14 protein-coding genes and 1 tRNA gene are annotated in these 15,669 nt (G+C 37.7%); 3 read left to right on the top strand and 12 right to left on the bottom strand.

The features are described from left to right. Positions 1-6 precede the first annotated feature (6 nt). The 6 genes from ABXT51_RS00215 to ABXT51_RS00240 all read right to left on the bottom strand — a co-directional run bounded on the left by ABXT51_RS00215 (position 7) and on the right by ABXT51_RS00240 (position 7,626). Positions 7-1,146 (bottom strand): glycine cleavage T C-terminal barrel domain-containing protein, encoded by a 1,140-nt coding sequence (locus ABXT51_RS00215; RefSeq protein ID WP_416695556.1) that lies wholly within the window; start codon positions 1,144-1,146, stop codon positions 7-9. An 80-nt stretch (positions 1,147-1,226) separates the two neighbouring features. Next, a complete protein-coding gene (locus ABXT51_RS00220; protein ID WP_416652145.1) occupies positions 1,227-2,312 on the bottom strand; it encodes a M24 family metallopeptidase in 1,086 nt (361 codons plus the stop codon). A gap of 28 nt (positions 2,313-2,340) precedes the next feature. Further along, entirely contained in the window at positions 2,341-4,062 is a 1,722-nt protein-coding gene (locus ABXT51_RS00225; RefSeq protein WP_416695558.1) for a dipeptide ABC transporter ATP-binding protein, read from the bottom strand. Then, positions 4,059-4,982, bottom strand: coding sequence for an ABC transporter permease (locus tag ABXT51_RS00230; RefSeq protein ID WP_271558763.1), 924 nt, complete (start codon positions 4,980-4,982; stop codon positions 4,059-4,061). Before ABXT51_RS00230 ends, ABXT51_RS00225 begins: the two co-directional genes overlap by 4 nt. A 2-nt stretch (positions 4,983-4,984) precedes the next feature. After that, positions 4,985-5,962: an ABC transporter permease gene (locus tag ABXT51_RS00235; RefSeq protein WP_271537149.1), complete on the bottom strand. Its 978-nt coding sequence runs from the start codon at positions 5,960-5,962 to the stop codon at positions 4,985-4,987. Between the two features lie 89 nt (positions 5,963-6,051). Continuing rightward, positions 6,052-7,626, bottom strand: coding sequence for an ABC transporter substrate-binding protein (locus tag ABXT51_RS00240; RefSeq protein ID WP_416652153.1), 1,575 nt, complete (start codon positions 7,624-7,626; stop codon positions 6,052-6,054). 272 nt (positions 7,627-7,898) lie between these two features. On the opposite strand from ABXT51_RS00240, the gene ABXT51_RS00245 reads away from it, so the two are divergent. Beyond that, on the top strand, positions 7,899-8,477 hold the full coding sequence (locus ABXT51_RS00245; RefSeq protein WP_271537147.1) for a hypothetical protein: 579 nt from the start codon (positions 7,899-7,901) through the stop codon (positions 8,475-8,477). Here ABXT51_RS00245 and ABXT51_RS00250 read toward each other — a convergent pair. After that, positions 8,474-10,810: a DNA translocase FtsK gene (locus tag ABXT51_RS00250; RefSeq protein WP_416695560.1), complete on the bottom strand. Its 2,337-nt coding sequence runs from the start codon at positions 10,808-10,810 to the stop codon at positions 8,474-8,476. The two genes, ABXT51_RS00245 and ABXT51_RS00250, sit on opposite strands and share 4 nt — an antisense overlap. A gap of 47 nt (positions 10,811-10,857) precedes the next feature. Here ABXT51_RS00250 and trxB point away from each other — a divergent pair, with 47 nt between their 5' ends. Continuing rightward, on the top strand, positions 10,858-11,805 hold the full coding sequence (trxB, locus tag ABXT51_RS00255; RefSeq protein WP_271537145.1) for a thioredoxin-disulfide reductase: 948 nt from the start codon (positions 10,858-10,860) through the stop codon (positions 11,803-11,805). Between the two features lie 68 nt (positions 11,806-11,873). Next, positions 11,874-11,949, top strand: a tRNA-Phe gene (locus ABXT51_RS00260). Positions 11,950-12,004: 55 nt separating this feature from the next. On the opposite strand, the gene ABXT51_RS00265 is transcribed toward ABXT51_RS00260, so the two are convergent. The 5 genes from ABXT51_RS00265 to ABXT51_RS00285 all read right to left on the bottom strand — a co-directional run bounded on the left by ABXT51_RS00265 (position 12,005) and on the right by ABXT51_RS00285 (position 15,570). Then, entirely contained in the window at positions 12,005-12,373 is a 369-nt protein-coding gene (locus ABXT51_RS00265) for a hypothetical protein (protein ID WP_271537144.1), read from the bottom strand. 105 nt (positions 12,374-12,478) lie between these two features. After that, the gene (locus ABXT51_RS00270; RefSeq protein ID WP_416695562.1) at positions 12,479-13,036 is read right to left on the bottom strand and encodes a UPF0149 family protein; all 558 of its coding nucleotides are present in this window, start codon (positions 13,034-13,036) and stop codon (positions 12,479-12,481) included. A 2-nt stretch (positions 13,037-13,038) separates the two neighbouring features. After that, positions 13,039-13,998 (bottom strand): aspartate carbamoyltransferase catalytic subunit, encoded by a 960-nt coding sequence (locus ABXT51_RS00275; protein ID WP_416695564.1) that lies wholly within the window; start codon positions 13,996-13,998, stop codon positions 13,039-13,041. After that, entirely contained in the window at positions 13,979-14,407 is a 429-nt protein-coding gene (gene ruvX / locus ABXT51_RS00280) for a Holliday junction resolvase RuvX (RefSeq protein ID WP_416695566.1), read from the bottom strand. The genes ABXT51_RS00275 and ruvX overlap by 20 nt, the downstream gene beginning before the upstream one ends. Next, entirely contained in the window at positions 14,404-15,570 is a 1,167-nt protein-coding gene (locus ABXT51_RS00285; protein WP_416695568.1) for a lytic murein transglycosylase, read from the bottom strand. The genes ruvX and ABXT51_RS00285 overlap by 4 nt, the downstream gene beginning before the upstream one ends. Between the last annotated feature and the right edge of the window lie 99 nt (positions 15,571-15,669).

Here is a 15,669-nt window from a genome sequence, read left to right on the forward strand (position 1 = left end):
ATCGGTTTAAGACGCTGAAGTAATTTTTTTCTTAGGGTCATAGAATGGTTTTTGCACAACTTTAATAGGATGATTTCCCTCTGACGTTCGAGTTTCTGCAACCATATCTATAGCCGAATAGTCAACATCTATAATAGCAAGTGCAATATTTTTGTCAAGCCTAGGCGAGTAAACTGCTGACGTTATGTAGCCAACCTCACTTGAATCTATAAAAATTGGCCAGTAGCTGGTATTGGGATGCTGAAGAGGTGGGCATGAGATTTCTACACCAACTTGTCTTCGCTTAACTCCCTCAGATTGAATTTTTTTAAGTGCATCTTTTCCAATAAAGTCTGCATCCATTTCAAGGTCAACGAGTCGACCTAATCCAAGCTCAAATGGATTTACAGTGTAGTCCATATCTGCCTGGTAAGAAAGCATACCTCCCTCAATTCTTCTTATTGTTGAAGTATGTCCGGGAACCAGCCCCATTGGTTTGCCAATTTCCATGATGTGGTCCCAGAGTTCATTTCCTCGAGAGCCATCACGTAGGTATATTTCATAACCTAACTCACTTGACCAGCCTGTTCTGGAAATGATTAATGGGATCCCATTCAGTTCAAACTCTTCTAGCCAGTAATATTTAAGGCTATCTATTCTTTCACCAAAGATTGCTTTTGCAATATTGCCTGACTTAGGACCTTGAAGCTGAAGCGGCGATACATCAGGCTCACCTAAATTAACATCTAGGCCAGAGTTGACGGCGACACCTTTGGCCCACATCAAAATATCGCTATCAGCCAAAGATAGCCAGAAGTGATTTTCACCAAGCCTTAAGAGTACGGGGTCATTTAATACGCCACCATTTTCATCAGTAATAAGTACATACTTGCACTGCCCAACAGCACACTCAGAAAGGTTTCGAGGTGTTAGTAATTGTACAAATTTAGCAGCATCTGGGCCCGTTATTTCAACTTGACGCTCAACTGCAACATCACAAAGAATGGCCTCATTCACAAGATTCCAGAAGTTTTGTACTGGATCACCAAAGTCTCTAGGAATATACATATGATTGTAGACTGAAAATCCCTGTGCTCCCCAGCGCACTGTCGCATCAAAATATGGAGACTTCCTCACCTGGGTTCCAAAACTAAATTCTTTTTTCATAGACACTAATTCGCATTAAATAAAAGCGAAATAATACACATTTTTCAATGTGTTGCAGATGTTTTTATTGCGCTTTTTGGCTACGTTATAAAGTTTGTTTCTCGAGTCAGTTCCGAAAGAATTTCGGGTCCCTCAGATCTTAGGATTACAATCTCTTCAAGTCTAACTCCAAATCTGCCTTGAAGGTAAATTCCTGGCTCAACTGAGAATACCATTCCTTCATCAAGAATTACTTCGGATGTTGCAGTTATATAAGGTGGCTCGTGAATGTCAATACCAAGCCCATGACCTAAGCGGTGAACAAAGAATTCCCCATAACCTGCTTCAGTAATGACATCTCTGGCAGCAGCGTCAACTTCTTTTGCCATCACGCCTGGTTTCGCAGCTGCCATAGCTGCTTGCACTGCACGCTCTACAATCGCATGAACTTCAAGATAATCTTTTGGTGGTTCTCCCACTACCGACATGCGTGTCATGTCACTTGGGAAGGTTCCTTTTCGACCACCGATATCAATCAATACTACATCACCATTTTCTACTTTTCTGTTTCCAGTATGATGATGCGGGAAAGCACCATTTGGGCCAGATCCCACAATGCAAAATTGAGGTTTAGCGCCTTCTGAGATAAAGTGTTTATTTATTGCTTCACCAATTTCAAGCTCAGTCACACCTTCTTTAATTGCTGCAAAACCAGCTTTCATTGCTCGATCATCGATTAGCGCATTCTCTTTAAGATTAGAGTACTCATCATTATCTTTGCGCATCCTAAGTGCGCCAATAGTAGAATTAGTAAACTCATAGGTCGGTTTTGGTAAGGCGTCGATAAGTATTAAAGCAAAGTGAGAGCGCATTGCTTCATCTATAGCAATATGTTTTGCATTTGATGAGCCGGTATAAGAGAGAGCCTCATCTAGTGCTTCTTCGGGACCGTTTTCATCTTTCCAGCTAAACATTTTAATATCAGAGCGCTTCATTGCATCCTCTGCATTTACTGACGGCATAAGGAAGGCATCATTTTCCAATCCCATCAATAACATACAAGGTCTTTCATCAGGAGAGGGGTTGAAGCCTAACAACCATTTCATATGGGTGCCAGGACCAAGGGCAATTAAATCAACATTGTTATCCTTCATGCGAGTGCGCACAGAGTTTATTTTTTGTTGCATAAGCTTTTCTAATAAATTTATAAATAAATTAAATTATAGATTCAATTTTAGGCATTAGTCTAATAAGTTCTTTAGTGTATTGGTGCTCTGGATTATTAAATAATTCCTCAGATTCTTTTGTTTCACAAATACTTCCATTTTTAAGAACTACAATCCTATTACACATTTGTCTAATTACAGGAAGATCATGACTAATAAACAACATAGTAAGGTGAAGCTCATCTTGAATATCTTTTAAAAGATTTAATACTTGTGCCTGTATGCTCACATCCAAAGCAGAAGTAGGCTCATCACAAATTAATAAGCTTGGTCTTGTGGCTAAAGCCCTGGCAATTGATATTCTTTGTCTTTGCCCTCCAGAAAATTCATGAGGATATCGATCCAATGACTGTCTTGACATTCCAACAATATCTATCAAATCGTAAAGATTTTGCGTGAGCTCATTCTTATTAATATTTTTTTGAAAAAGCTTTATTGGTTCAGATATTATGTCTCTTACTTTAAATCTTGGATTTAAAGATGAATATGGATCTTGAAATATCATCTGAATTTGGCCCCTACTCTTATCAATTTGATATTTTCTTTTCAAATTATAAAGTGAGATATCATTATAAAAAATTTCTCCATTACTTGGCCTTACAAGACCTGTAATTATTTTTGCTATTGTTGATTTTCCTGAACCAGATTCACCAACTAAACCTAGAGTTTCGCCTTCAAAAAGCTCAAAAGATACATTATCAACTGCCTTCTCTACTATATTAGTAGACTCATTTTTTGATCCAAATGAAAAATTACTTATCAAAGATTTATCATCAAAAATTTTAGTAACACCTGCTAGTTGTAAAACTTTTTTATCTTTATTTTTTTCTCTAACTCCCCAAGTCTTAATGATTTTTTTTGTTAAATTTTTAGAATCAGATGTAATTTCTTTTCCATCAGGACTAATAAGTCTGAATCTATCAATTTTTTTATTTGTGGGCGGCACAGAAATAACTAAGCTTCTAGCCTCATTAGATTTAGGGTTCGTTAACAATTCTTTAGTATCACCTTGCTCAACAATAAGCCCATGTCTCATAACAATAACTTTATCTGTTGTCTCAGCAATAACACCCATATCATGCGTAATAATAATTACACCTAAATTTCTTTTTTTAGTAAGATCTTTAAGTAGTTCTAGTATTTGATATTGAATACTTACATCTAGAGCAGTTGTTGGTTCATCAGCTATAATTAAATCCGGCTCACAACTTATTGCTAAAGCAATAACAACCCTTTGACGCATTCCTCCACTAAATTGATGAGGATAATCTTCAATTCTTTTTTCAGCGTTATCTATTCCAACTTCTTCTAAGAGTTGAATCGATTTTTTCAATGCATCTTGATAGTTTAAATTTAGATGTGTTTGAATAGTTTCAATTAATTGATCTTTTATTTTAAATAATGGATTTAAGGATGTTTGAGGATCTTGAAAAACAAATCCAATTTTCTTTCCTCTAATTTTTTGAATGAGCTCTTCGTTATCTCTTAATTCATAATTATCAATTTTAATTGATCCACTTGTTATTTCTCCTGGCGGATCAATTAAATTTATGATGGCATTTGCAATGGTAGATTTTCCAGAGCCAGATTCACCAACTATGCCTAATATTTCACCCCTTTCCAATGTGAACTCAACATCTTTACTAGCAACAATTGTTTCTTTTCTAGTTGGATAGCTAATATTTAAATTTTTAACCTCTAAAAAACTCATCTTATTTTTAATTTTGGATTTAAGGCGTCTCTCATCCAATCTCCCAATAGGTTAATAGATAAAGCTAAAACGATTAAAAAGATAGCTGGGAAAAATGTAATCCACCATTCACCTGAAAATAAAAAACTATTTCCAAATCTAATTAATGTCCCTAGTGAAGGTGTGGTGGGCGGCACCCCTACGCCTAAAAAACTTAATGTAGATTCTGTGATTATTGCAAGAGCCAATCCGATTGTAGCAATCACTAAGAGAGGCCTAAGTATGTTTGGTAAGATATGTTTAAACATAATTAGAATGTTTGATAGTCCTATAATTCTCGAAGCCGAAACATATTCTTTATTTTTTTCAACCAAAGTAGACGCTCTAGAAACTCTAGCGAACTGTGGCCATTCAGAGATACCAATCGCAAAAATTAACACGTAAATTGCCATGTCACTATGCATCGATTGTGAAACGAATGATTTTGCGATACCATTTACGAGTAGAGCCATTAGAATGCTTGGTATTGTTAATTGGACATCTGTAATTCGCATGACAACTATCTCATATTTACCACCTATATAGCCAGCAGTAACACCAAGGAATACTCCAAGTGTCATCGCAAAAAGTATTGATGCAAATCCGACGATTAATGAAATTCTTGATCCATAGATAATTGTTGAGAACATGTCTCTTCCCTGTTGATCTGTTCCAAGAATAAAGCTAGAGCTTCCACCCTCAGACCATGAAGGCGGGGTAAATGCATCCATTAATGAGACTGAAGCTGGATCAAAAGGGTTGTAGGGGGAAACTACTCCAGCAAAAACTGAACAAAGTAAAATAATGAATAAAATAGTAGTAGAGATAACTGCAATTTTTGAGTTAAAAAAGCTATACCCTATATCGGTATCATAAATTTTATTAAAGGTTTTTTTTAACATCTCTAGCTTGCCTCTTCCTTAAGTCTTATTCTTGGGTCGATAAAATAATAGGTGATATCAACAATGAAATTTATCATAACAAAAATAAAGGCAACCATAATCATGTAGGCCGACATTATCGGTATATCAACAAAGTATACTGCGTTAATAAATAGTAGGCCCATCCCAGGCCATTGGAAAACAGTTTCTGTAATAATTGAAAAGGCTATTAAGGTTCCAATATTAATACCGGTAATAGTAATTACTGGTATTAAGCCGTTTTTAAGAGCATGCTTATAATTGATAGTATTTTCTTTGATACCTCTAGCTCTAGCAAATTTAATATAATCCGTTTGAAGTATTTCCATCATTTCTGCACGAACCAATCTGATGATATATGTCATTTGAAATAAACTTAATGTGATTGAAGGTAATATTAATGCCTTAAGTCCAGAAGCAGTTAAAAAACCTGTTGCCCAAAAACCTAACTCTACAACTTCACCCCTTCCAAAAGAAGGAAGAATTCCCAGTATTACAGAAAATAGGTAAATTAATAGTATTCCTATAATGAATGTAGGAAGAGAAACACCAACAAGTGAAACAACAAGGATGATATTTGAAATAAAGCTGTCTCTATGGATTCCTGTATAAACCCCTAAAATGACGCCTGATACTATTGCCAGAATAGCAGATACAAATACTAATTCGAGAGTAGCTGGCATTCTTTCAGCAATTAAATCTGAAACCTCTCTTTTTAGTTGATAAGATATGCCGAAATCGCCTTGAATAACATTACCTAAAAATCTTGAAAATTGAATATAGACTGGATCATTTAATCCTAGAATCTCTCTAACCTCTGCTTGTCTTTCGTATGAGGCGTCTATTCCAGTCATGCTATTGACAGGGTCACCAACAAAATTGAATAAAGAAAAGGAAACAAAAGCCACAACAATCATTACAAGAACAGATTGTAAGAGTCTTTTAAAGAAATAGATAAACATGGAGAACTTGGTGATGTAAAGGACGTTTATGTTACATCAACTTGAAATGTTTTTCTGGCCAGATAACTGACCAGAAAAATATAACTTTTTTAGTTTACATTTGCAAATCTAAATAATGGTTCGTTGTTCATCCTAATTGGAACATCGACATTACTTTTTGCTGCTTGATTAACAACTTGGTGATGTAAAGGAAGATATGTTACGTCGTCTTGAGTAATATCCCAAGCTTCAGCAATCATAGCATCTCTTTCATCCAAGTTTGTTTCAACACCCATTGCCGCAACTAATTCGTCGACTCTAGCGTTACTGAAATTTACTTTATTCCAGCTTCCAGAGCTTTCAAACAAGTATGAATATACATAGTGACTGTCAAAAGTTGGGACACCCCAACCTAGCATATACATGTCACTAGTCATACCATTAGCATCACCCTCTTTTACTTCAGAGAAATGCTGACTCTTAGTTTTTGCATCAAGATTTACTGTAACACCAATTTTTGCAAACATACCAATAGCTGCTACACAAATTGCTTCATCGTTGATATAACGATCATTAGGACAATCCAATGTGACCTCAAACCCATCAGGATATCCAGCTTCAGCTAAAAGCTTTTTTGATGTCTCAGGATCATAAGCCATTCTTTCATCACGAGCTGCTGTGTGTCCATTAACACCAGGAGCAGTAATAATTCCTGCAGGGACACTTTGCCCTCTCATTACCTTATCTTGAATAGCATCCATATCTAAAGCATGGTACATTGCTAGACGAACTCTTTTATCTGCAAAAGGATTTTTTCCTTTAATATTAGATGAATTCAATTCAGCTGAACCTTGATCCATACCAAAGAAAATAGTTCTATTTTGAGGAGTCATTTTCACACTATGACCTGAAGAAGAGTTGATTCTTTTAATATCTTGAACAGGGACAACATTAGTGTAATCAATCTCTCCAGAAAGAAGTGCTGCAACTCTTGTTGCATCATTCTTAATTGGAAGTAATTCAATTTTATCTATGTTATGTGCGTAATGATTTCCCCACCAGTTGTTATTTTTTTCAAAAACAGTTCTTACGTCCTGCTCTCTGAAAGTAATTTCAAATGGTCCAGTTCCATTTGCATTAGATGCGCAATACGATGTCTCACCTGCATCCCAATTATATGAAGCTTCACAATTATTTGCTTTTGCCCAAGCTTCAGACATTACAAATATCTGAGTTAATTCGTTTAACAGAATCGGATTTGGTCCATCAGTTTTTATTTCAACAGTGTGGTCATTAAGCGCTGTTGCGGATGTAATACTTTTAATTAAATCAACCATATCAGATGGAGCAGTTCTTGCTCTATTGATACTAAAAGCAATATCACCTGCTGTTAAAGATGATCCATCATGAAACATAACACCCCTACGAATGTTAAATATCCAAGTATCGTCTGCTGTTGCGACCCATGACTCTGCAAGCTGAGGAAGTATTTCCATATTAATACCTGGAGTTACTAAGCCCTCATATATTTGACGAGAAACCATGTGTGTTGGTCCTTCGTTTTGTGCATGCGGATCAAGTGTTAAAGAATCACCAGGCATCGACCATTTAATGGAATTAGCGAAAGCTGATGAAAAAATACCAATGAGCATGAATGACAAAACAATTTTTAAAGTCTTTTTCATTTTTTTCTCCTTAATAAACGCCTAAGATAAGGCGCGATAAATTTTCAATAAAAAAACCAGCTACTATAATTTTCGCCGGCTAACAACACTATATAGTATCAAAAATGCCAGGTCAAGGTTAATTTCGGTTAATGGCCGTCACTAATCTTATAAATTAATTCATCTAAATGATAATTAAAAAAACTATATTTCAAAAAAAACCATAAATATTTTATGAGTAATAAGGGTTCTTTAAGCCTATTATCTAATCTTACAAAAAAACTATAGAAATTATGAAAAAAATTCTGACCTTTGTAGCACTACTAATCTTTTCTAGCTATTCAATTGCCCATAAGCCAGTAATGAATGAAAATTCAAGCTATCCTGCCGACGCACCCTATGAAATTGAAGAGCCTGAAATTTCAAAAGCTATTTATTCAACACTTACTGGGGAGCCTCATTTTTATCGAATTGAGTCTGAAACTGATTTTAACTTTTATGCAGGTATTCTGGCCGCGAAGATTGGAGAGTGCACGCTAGAAGAAAAATTTTCTTTTGAGGTTCTAGACTCCGATTTCCATCCGTTATTTATGGCCGATGGCGAAAACTTTGAGTGGACACCTTGGTATGAAGAGTATGGAAAACAGTGGTATTGGAATGGTCCAGAAGTGGGAGAAAGCTTTCTTTCAGATCGAGTGTTTAAAGCTGGAACTTATTACATAAGAGTATTTAATAACTCTAATACAGGTCAGTATATTATTGCTGTTGGTGATATCGAGAAGTTCTCGTTTACTGATATTGTGGGATTAATTTTCTCTATGGGAAAAATTGAAGATGAATTTTGGAATCCTAGCCTATGCCCAAGCGGCTAAGCCTCATCTGGATCAATAGGCTCTGGCGCCAAAACATCTCTATTTCCGGCGCTATTCATAGAGCTAACGATTCCACTGGACTCCATGTCTTCGATAATTCTTGCAGCGCGGTTATAGCCAATTCGCATTCTTCTTTGCAGACTGGAGATTGAGGCCCTTCTTGTTGAGGTGACAATTTGCACTGCTTCATCAAAAAGTGGATCTAGTTCGCCAGAGGATTGTCCAGAATCTTTATTACTGATAGCTTCAGTTTTTGCTTTAAGAACACCCTCTAAGTAGTTAGGGCTCGAGTTTTTCTTAAGGTGCTTCACGACTCGTAGAATTTCGCTGTCCTCTACAAATGCTCCATGAACCCTGGTAAGGTGAGTCATGCCTGGCGCCATATAAAGCATATCACCCATTCCAAGTAGCTGTTCAGCACCTGACTGATCCAGAATAGTTCTCGAGTCTGTCTTTGATGAAACTTTAAAAGACACTCTTGTTGGTATATTGGATTTAATTAGACCAGTTATAACGTCAACACTAGGGCGCTGCGTTGCAACAATAAGGTGAATTCCAGCTGCTCGAGCCTTTTGAGCAATTCGAACAATAAGGCCCTCAACTCGCTTAGACTTAGCGCGGTCTTCCTGTGCAAGAGCGCCAAGCATATCGGCATACTCATCAATAACTATAACGATAAGGGGGAGCGATTCAAGCTCTGGATGCTTTTCACCTTCTTTTGCGTTATCTGGATTAAATGAAGGGTCTAACAAAGGTTTTCCAGACTCTTGAGCACGGCGCTGCTTTTCATTAAATGACTCGATGTTTCTAACGCTAAACTTGGCCAAAAGACTGTAGCGCCTTTCCATCTCATTGACACACCACCAAAGCGCACTTGCAGCTTCATTCATATTGGTAACAACAGGAGTAAGAAGGTGCGGAATGTCTGCATAGGAAGCAAGCTCAACGATTTTTGGATCAATCATGATAAACCTTACTTGCTCTGGTGAAGCCTTATAGAGGATGCTAAGAATAATTGCATTAAGGCCAACTGATTTACCCATTCCCGTAGCGCCCGCAACTAAAAGATGCGGCATTTTCGCAAGATCAACAACAATCGGCAATCCATTGATATCTTTACCAAGCCCCATGGAAAGCGTTGACTTAGCTTTTGTGAATACTTCACTTGAAAGGATTTCTTTAAGTCCAATCATTTCTCTATTGTTGTTTGGAATTTCAAGGCCAATAACCGGTTTGCCTGGAATCACATCGACTATGCGAACACTTTCTACAAGCAGCGCCCTAGCTAGGTCTTTGTTAAGGTTCATGATCTGGCTAACTTTAATTCCTGGAGCAAGCGAGATTTCAAATTGAGTCACTACAGGACCTGGAGTTACGGCAGTTATTGTTACGTCAAAGCCAAAATCCTTTAATTTAATTTCAACTTGTTGGCCCATTTCAACAAGGAACTCGTCTGTGTAGCCTAAACCAGAATTACTAACATCATCTAAGAGTGAAAGGCTTGGGAGCCCGCCTGACATTCCTGATTTGTATAGATTGCTGCCCTGTTCTTTTTTAGGGTTCTCTTTTTTCTCAGTTTTTTGAGGGTTCTCTGTTTTCTCAGTTTTTTGAGGTTTCTCTGTTTTCTCAGTTTTTTGAGGTTTCTCTACAGCAGCTGGAGTAGGGCTGATAATTTCAGGTTTGGTCCTTAAACTGCTGTTATTGTCTGCAGTTTTTTTATCCCTATTAAAGGTTTTTTTGAAAAGGGATGTGCTTATGTTTCTCCATGACGCGCTCGAGGCAATACTAAAGCTAACAAAAATAATGCTAATATATATTATTGTAGATGAGCTGCCAAAAATTTCATAAAACACCAGATCGTGCATAGACATTCCAATCCATCCGCCCGCTAAAAATGTATCTTTAAGGCCCTCAATAATTTTTATCTCTGGCGCAAATTGATGCGCTAGTGCTGCTGTAAAAAAAAGCATGACGAGAAACGCAGTCAATCGAAGCAAGAAGGTAATCTGACTGCTGCGCTCTTTATTTGCATCTCTATGAAAGTTATACCCAAGCCAAATTAAAGCTATTGGGATGATATAAGAGACATAGCCTAGAACTCCGATGCTTATATCACTCAGATAAGCACCAAACATTCCTGCACTATTTATAACTGGTTTAACTAGTTGCGCTCCCCCAGTCCATGGATCTTCATCGGGTGAATATGTCACAAGTGAAATAAGGAAAACGACACCAAGTGTTAAGAGCAGTATAAAAATTGACTCACTTGCAATCTTTGAGCGCGGATTATTTATGGGGGTATTTGTAGATGTGCGTTTATTATTTTTTTTCAAGATAGCTTATAATACTCATTTGGTTAATTAGTATAAAGTATTTCATAATGAGTGATATCAAACATTGTCGAGTTTTGATTGTTGGGTCAGGCCCTGCCGGCTACTCAGCAGCAGTTTATGCAGCAAGAGCAAATCTTAATCCAGTAATGGTTAGTGGGTTTGAACAGGGTGGTCAATTAATGACTACAACGGATGTGGATAATTGGGTAGGAGATCATGATGGTCTTCAAGGCCCAGATTTAATGGAGCGTATGAAAGAGCATGCCCTTCGTTTTAATACAGAAATAATTAATGACCATATTACTAGTGTTGATTTTTCTAAGCGTCCGTTTACGCTTCAGGGCGGCGACACTACCTATACTGCGGATGCTGTGATCATTTCAACTGGAGCTACGGCCCAATATCTTGGACTGGATTCTGAAGAAGCTTTCAAAGGTAAAGGCGTTTCTGCCTGCGCAACCTGTGATGGTTTTTTCTATAGAGGCCAAAAAGTTGCAGTTATTGGCGGCGGCAATACGGCTGTTGAGGAGGCTCTTTACCTTTCAAATATCGCGGAACATGTGACTATTATTCATCGACGTGATAAGTTTAGGTCTGAAAAAATTCTATCTGATCAGCTTATGGAAAAAGCTAAAAACGGGAATGTATCTATTGAGTGGAACCATAATCTAGAAGAGGTTTTGGGAAATGATATGGGCGTTACTGGGCTTCGACTTAAGGGGAATGATGGAAAAACTAAAGAAATCGATGTTCATGGTGTCTTTATAGCCATTGGCCACACGCCAAATACGGGTATTTTTGAGGGCCAGATAGATATTAATAGTGGATATATTCAAGTCGAGGCTGGGCTTAAAGGTAACGCAACACAAACAAGCATAGAAGGCGTTTTTGCTGCTGGCGATGTTGCAGACCACGTTTATCGCCAAGCCATTACCTCTGCAGGTTCAGGCTGCATGGCGGCATTAGACGCTGAGCGATTTTTAGATAATTTGTAGGGATCAAGTAGCTCGAGGTTGAAATTCAAAGTCTGCTTTGTTTTGCCTTGTGTATAATTACGCGATTTGGCCATATAGCTCAGTTGGTAGAGCAAGGGACTGAAAATCCCTGTGTCCCTAGTTCAATTCTAGGTGTGGCCACCATTTTTAAAAGCCGAATTAGACGATTGCTTAATTCGGCTTTTTTATAACTAATTTTCTAGCTTGAAGCGCGCGTCTTCCAGAAGAATAAAGCTGTCAAAACTATTGCAGGCAATAAAGACATAGGGTCAAGCAAAGCAGCGCCTGTGGAAATGTGTAGAAGCTGAACTGCAATAAGTGCAAGGTTAAGATAGACACCATAAATAACACAAACTTTATTAAGGTTGTCTCCCACCCAAGATGGCGCCATCCATGCAAACAGTCCAAGGGCAAATAATGGAACGGATAGAATCTGGCCAAAAGACCTCATATTTTCGCTAACTGTCCAGCCAGCTCCCTGAGCGGCCATTTCAGGTGCAACCCAAAATAATAATGCATACACCCAAACAAAAATAGCTTGAGCTCTAAGTAGATTTTGTAAAGTCATTTTTTACTCCTAAAGTTATCAAAGTTTTCTATTAAGCTCAAAATGAGCTAAATATAATTATAAACTTTAATGGGAATAATTCCTGTTAAATCAAGCGATAGCTTTTTAGTGAAGCTGAGTAGGGCTGATAAAGTCCTGTTTTGAAGGCTGTAATGTTTCTTGAATAAAGAGAACGCCTATTCGAACAAACTCAACGATTTCATAAAAGTCTTGAGTGTTTTCCTCGTTATCTAATAGGTCAGCATCCATCTGAGAAATCTCACTAATGTCCTTGATCATCTCTAATACCTCTTCGTCTGAAGCTTCTACCGAGCTCAGTCCAAGGCCAACTAATAATCCTTGGCACCACTCAATAAGAGTATTTGCTTGTTCTCTTAGCGGCGACTCATCATCTGCAATAACTGGCCAAAAATTTAACGTAGGATCTGATAGTTGTTCATTGGTGTTATTAAATATCTTTGCAAGCACATGATGAGCTTCCTTTTCAATTAGGTTATTTAAATCAATAGTAACTAGTATTTCATTTAGCCAGTCATCTAATTGAATATCTTGCTTGACGCAATAAAATCCACACAATAGTCCATGGGCTGAAGAAATTGTGTCATCGGTATTAAGCTTTTGAAGGGCGTCTTTTGCCAGATCATAATTGATAGGTTGACTCATTTTTAAAACGCTCCAGCTAAAATTTCCATAACGGCCATTCGAACTGCAATGCCATTCGTTACCTGCTGAAGAATAACTGATTGAGGCCCATCCGCAACGGATGATTCAAGCTCGATTCCTCTGTTAACTGGGCCTGGATGCATGACAATTGCATCAGGCTTTGCAAATTTTAAGATCTCATTTGTAATTCCAAAGCTATCAAAGTAAGTTTGCTCATCTGGGATATCTGCGCCTATCATTCTTTCTTTTTGCAATCTCAAAGAGATAATAACGTCAGCACCTTCGATGCCTTTTTGAAGACTATCAAAGCGCTCTAAACCAGGCGTTTCTTCTTTGTAATGAAGAGTATCTGGAGCAATCAATCGAATGTCGGTTGTGCCTAAAGTTTGCATGGCCTGTATTCCAGATCGCGCAACTCGAGAATGTCTTATGTCGCCAACAATTGCAACAGATAAGTTATCAAAGGTTTTTTTATGCTGCCTTATGGTTAACATATCCAGCAGGGCTTGAGTTGGATGAGCATTAATTCCGTCCCCTGCATTTATAATGGACACACCTTTCATGTTTTCTGCAACATGATGCGGGAGCCCATTTTGTTTGTGACGAATCACGAACATATCGATTTGCATTGCCTTGAGGGTGTGCATAGTGTCCATCAAGGTTTCATTTTTTTTAGTTGCTGAATTTGCAAGGTCAACGTTAATTGTTTTAGCGCTCGTTCGTTTGCCAGCTATTTCAAAAGTATTTCGTGTTCGAGTTGAAGGCTCAAAGAATAGATTGGCGACAGACATATCTCTTAAGATCTTAGATTTCTGGAGCTGACCTTTTTTATCGACATGGTCATCAGCTAAGTCTAATATTTTTTCGAGTTGTTTTTTTGGAAGACCTTTTAAACCTAAAAGGTGAGCTAGCCTTCCTTTTGAGTTTAGTTGAGAATCGTTGCTAATCGTGTGTGGTTTCATTGAGCCAAGTTTGCAAAATTAGTTCAGCTGAGCGCTTATCTACATCACCTCTATCAGCGTTCTTATGGGCGTAGTGCCATTTTAGTTGTTTTTTTGCTTCTGAAGAGGATAAATACTCGTCTATAAAAAAGACCTCAACATTAAATCTCTTGGTTAGTTTTCTGCCAAACGACTTTGCTATGAAGGTCATCTCTTGTTCTTTATTTTCTTTGTCAAGAGGCAGCCCAACAATAAAAGCATCAGCCTTATGCTGATAAATGATTAACTCAAGATGCTCCCAATTTGTAGAGCCATCTTTGTGATGAAGAACCGTATCAATTCCGCTTGCATGAGAGGTCAGGCTATTGGCAATAGCAATACCAGTGCGTTTAGTTCCCACATCAAAACCAAGGTAGGTTTTGACGGTCATTGAAGCTGTTGAAATAATTCATAACCGACATACCCGTCGGCTGTAAGACCAATGTCAGACTGGAACTGTCTAGTTGCTTTTCGAGTTTTAGATCCCGCCATACCATCAGGAGTGCCCGTATCATAGCCCAGTAAATTCAAGGTATTTTGAATTTGCATAATGTCTTCTTTGCTAAGCAGGGGCTCATCAATAGTTTTTGCAGATAGTTTTGCGTTGCCGTTAAGCCTGTCGGATAGATAAGCCACTGAAAGAGCATACAAGATAGAGCGATTCCATCCCATTATTGCGTCAAAATTTCGGTACACTAAAAATGCCGGCCCTCTATGGCCCATTGGTACAATTAAAGAGGCCTTAAAGTTTGATTTTGGTAGGTTTGAGTTGTTGCCTCGACGAACCCCAAGTGCTGCCCATTCATTAACTGTCTTTTCATTATCTAATCCAGTTAATTGATAGTCGAAGTTTTTAGGAATTAAGGCCTCTCTTCCCCATTTTTCACCTTTTTTCCAGCCAAGTTTATTTAGAAAGTTAGCAGCACTGGCGTAAATATCAGCCTTCTCATTCCACAGGTCTACTTTGCCGTCATTATTGGCATCAACGCCATACGCGATAACATTGGTTGGCATAAATTGCACTGCGCCCATTGCTCCAGCCCAAGATCCAGTTGCATCAAACGGAATGGTTTTTTTATCCATCAACTTTAAAACAGCAATTAGCTCCCTTGTAAAAAATTTTGATCGTCTTTTGTCATAGGCAAGTGTTGCCAAAGAGCGAATAAGGCTCTCACTACCCATATAATTTCCATAGTTACTTTCAAGTCCTAAAAATGCAACTATAACGTAGGCTGGGACGCCGTACTTTTCAGAGGTTTTACTTAGTAATGAAGCATTATTTTTTAACGTGTCTTTGCCATTATTAAGGCGAACTTTATTAACTCTTTTGTTTACATAATGCCAAAAATTTTGATTAAACTCAGCTTGAGCTTTGTCCGATGCAATGGCAGAAGGTCTTGGCGTAAGCTCAAAGAAAGCCTTATCAATGGTTGATTTAGAAACTCCTTGCTCAGTTGCAGTTTTGCGGACCTGATCTAGAAATTCTTCAAACGAATGTGAGCTTGCAAAAACGCTTGTAGTGAGAAAAATGAGACAAAAAAATCTTAAAAACATAAGTAAATAATAGTGCGTGAATACGTTCTTATTTTAATACTTTTTTGCAGTAATGATGGCGATGGATGGGAAAAAAGAACATTATTTAGAAATAAATTA

Source organism: Candidatus Pseudothioglobus sp. Uisw_050_01 (assembly GCF_048085775.1).
Classification (GTDB): Bacteria; Pseudomonadota; Gammaproteobacteria; order PS1; family Pseudothioglobaceae; genus Pseudothioglobus.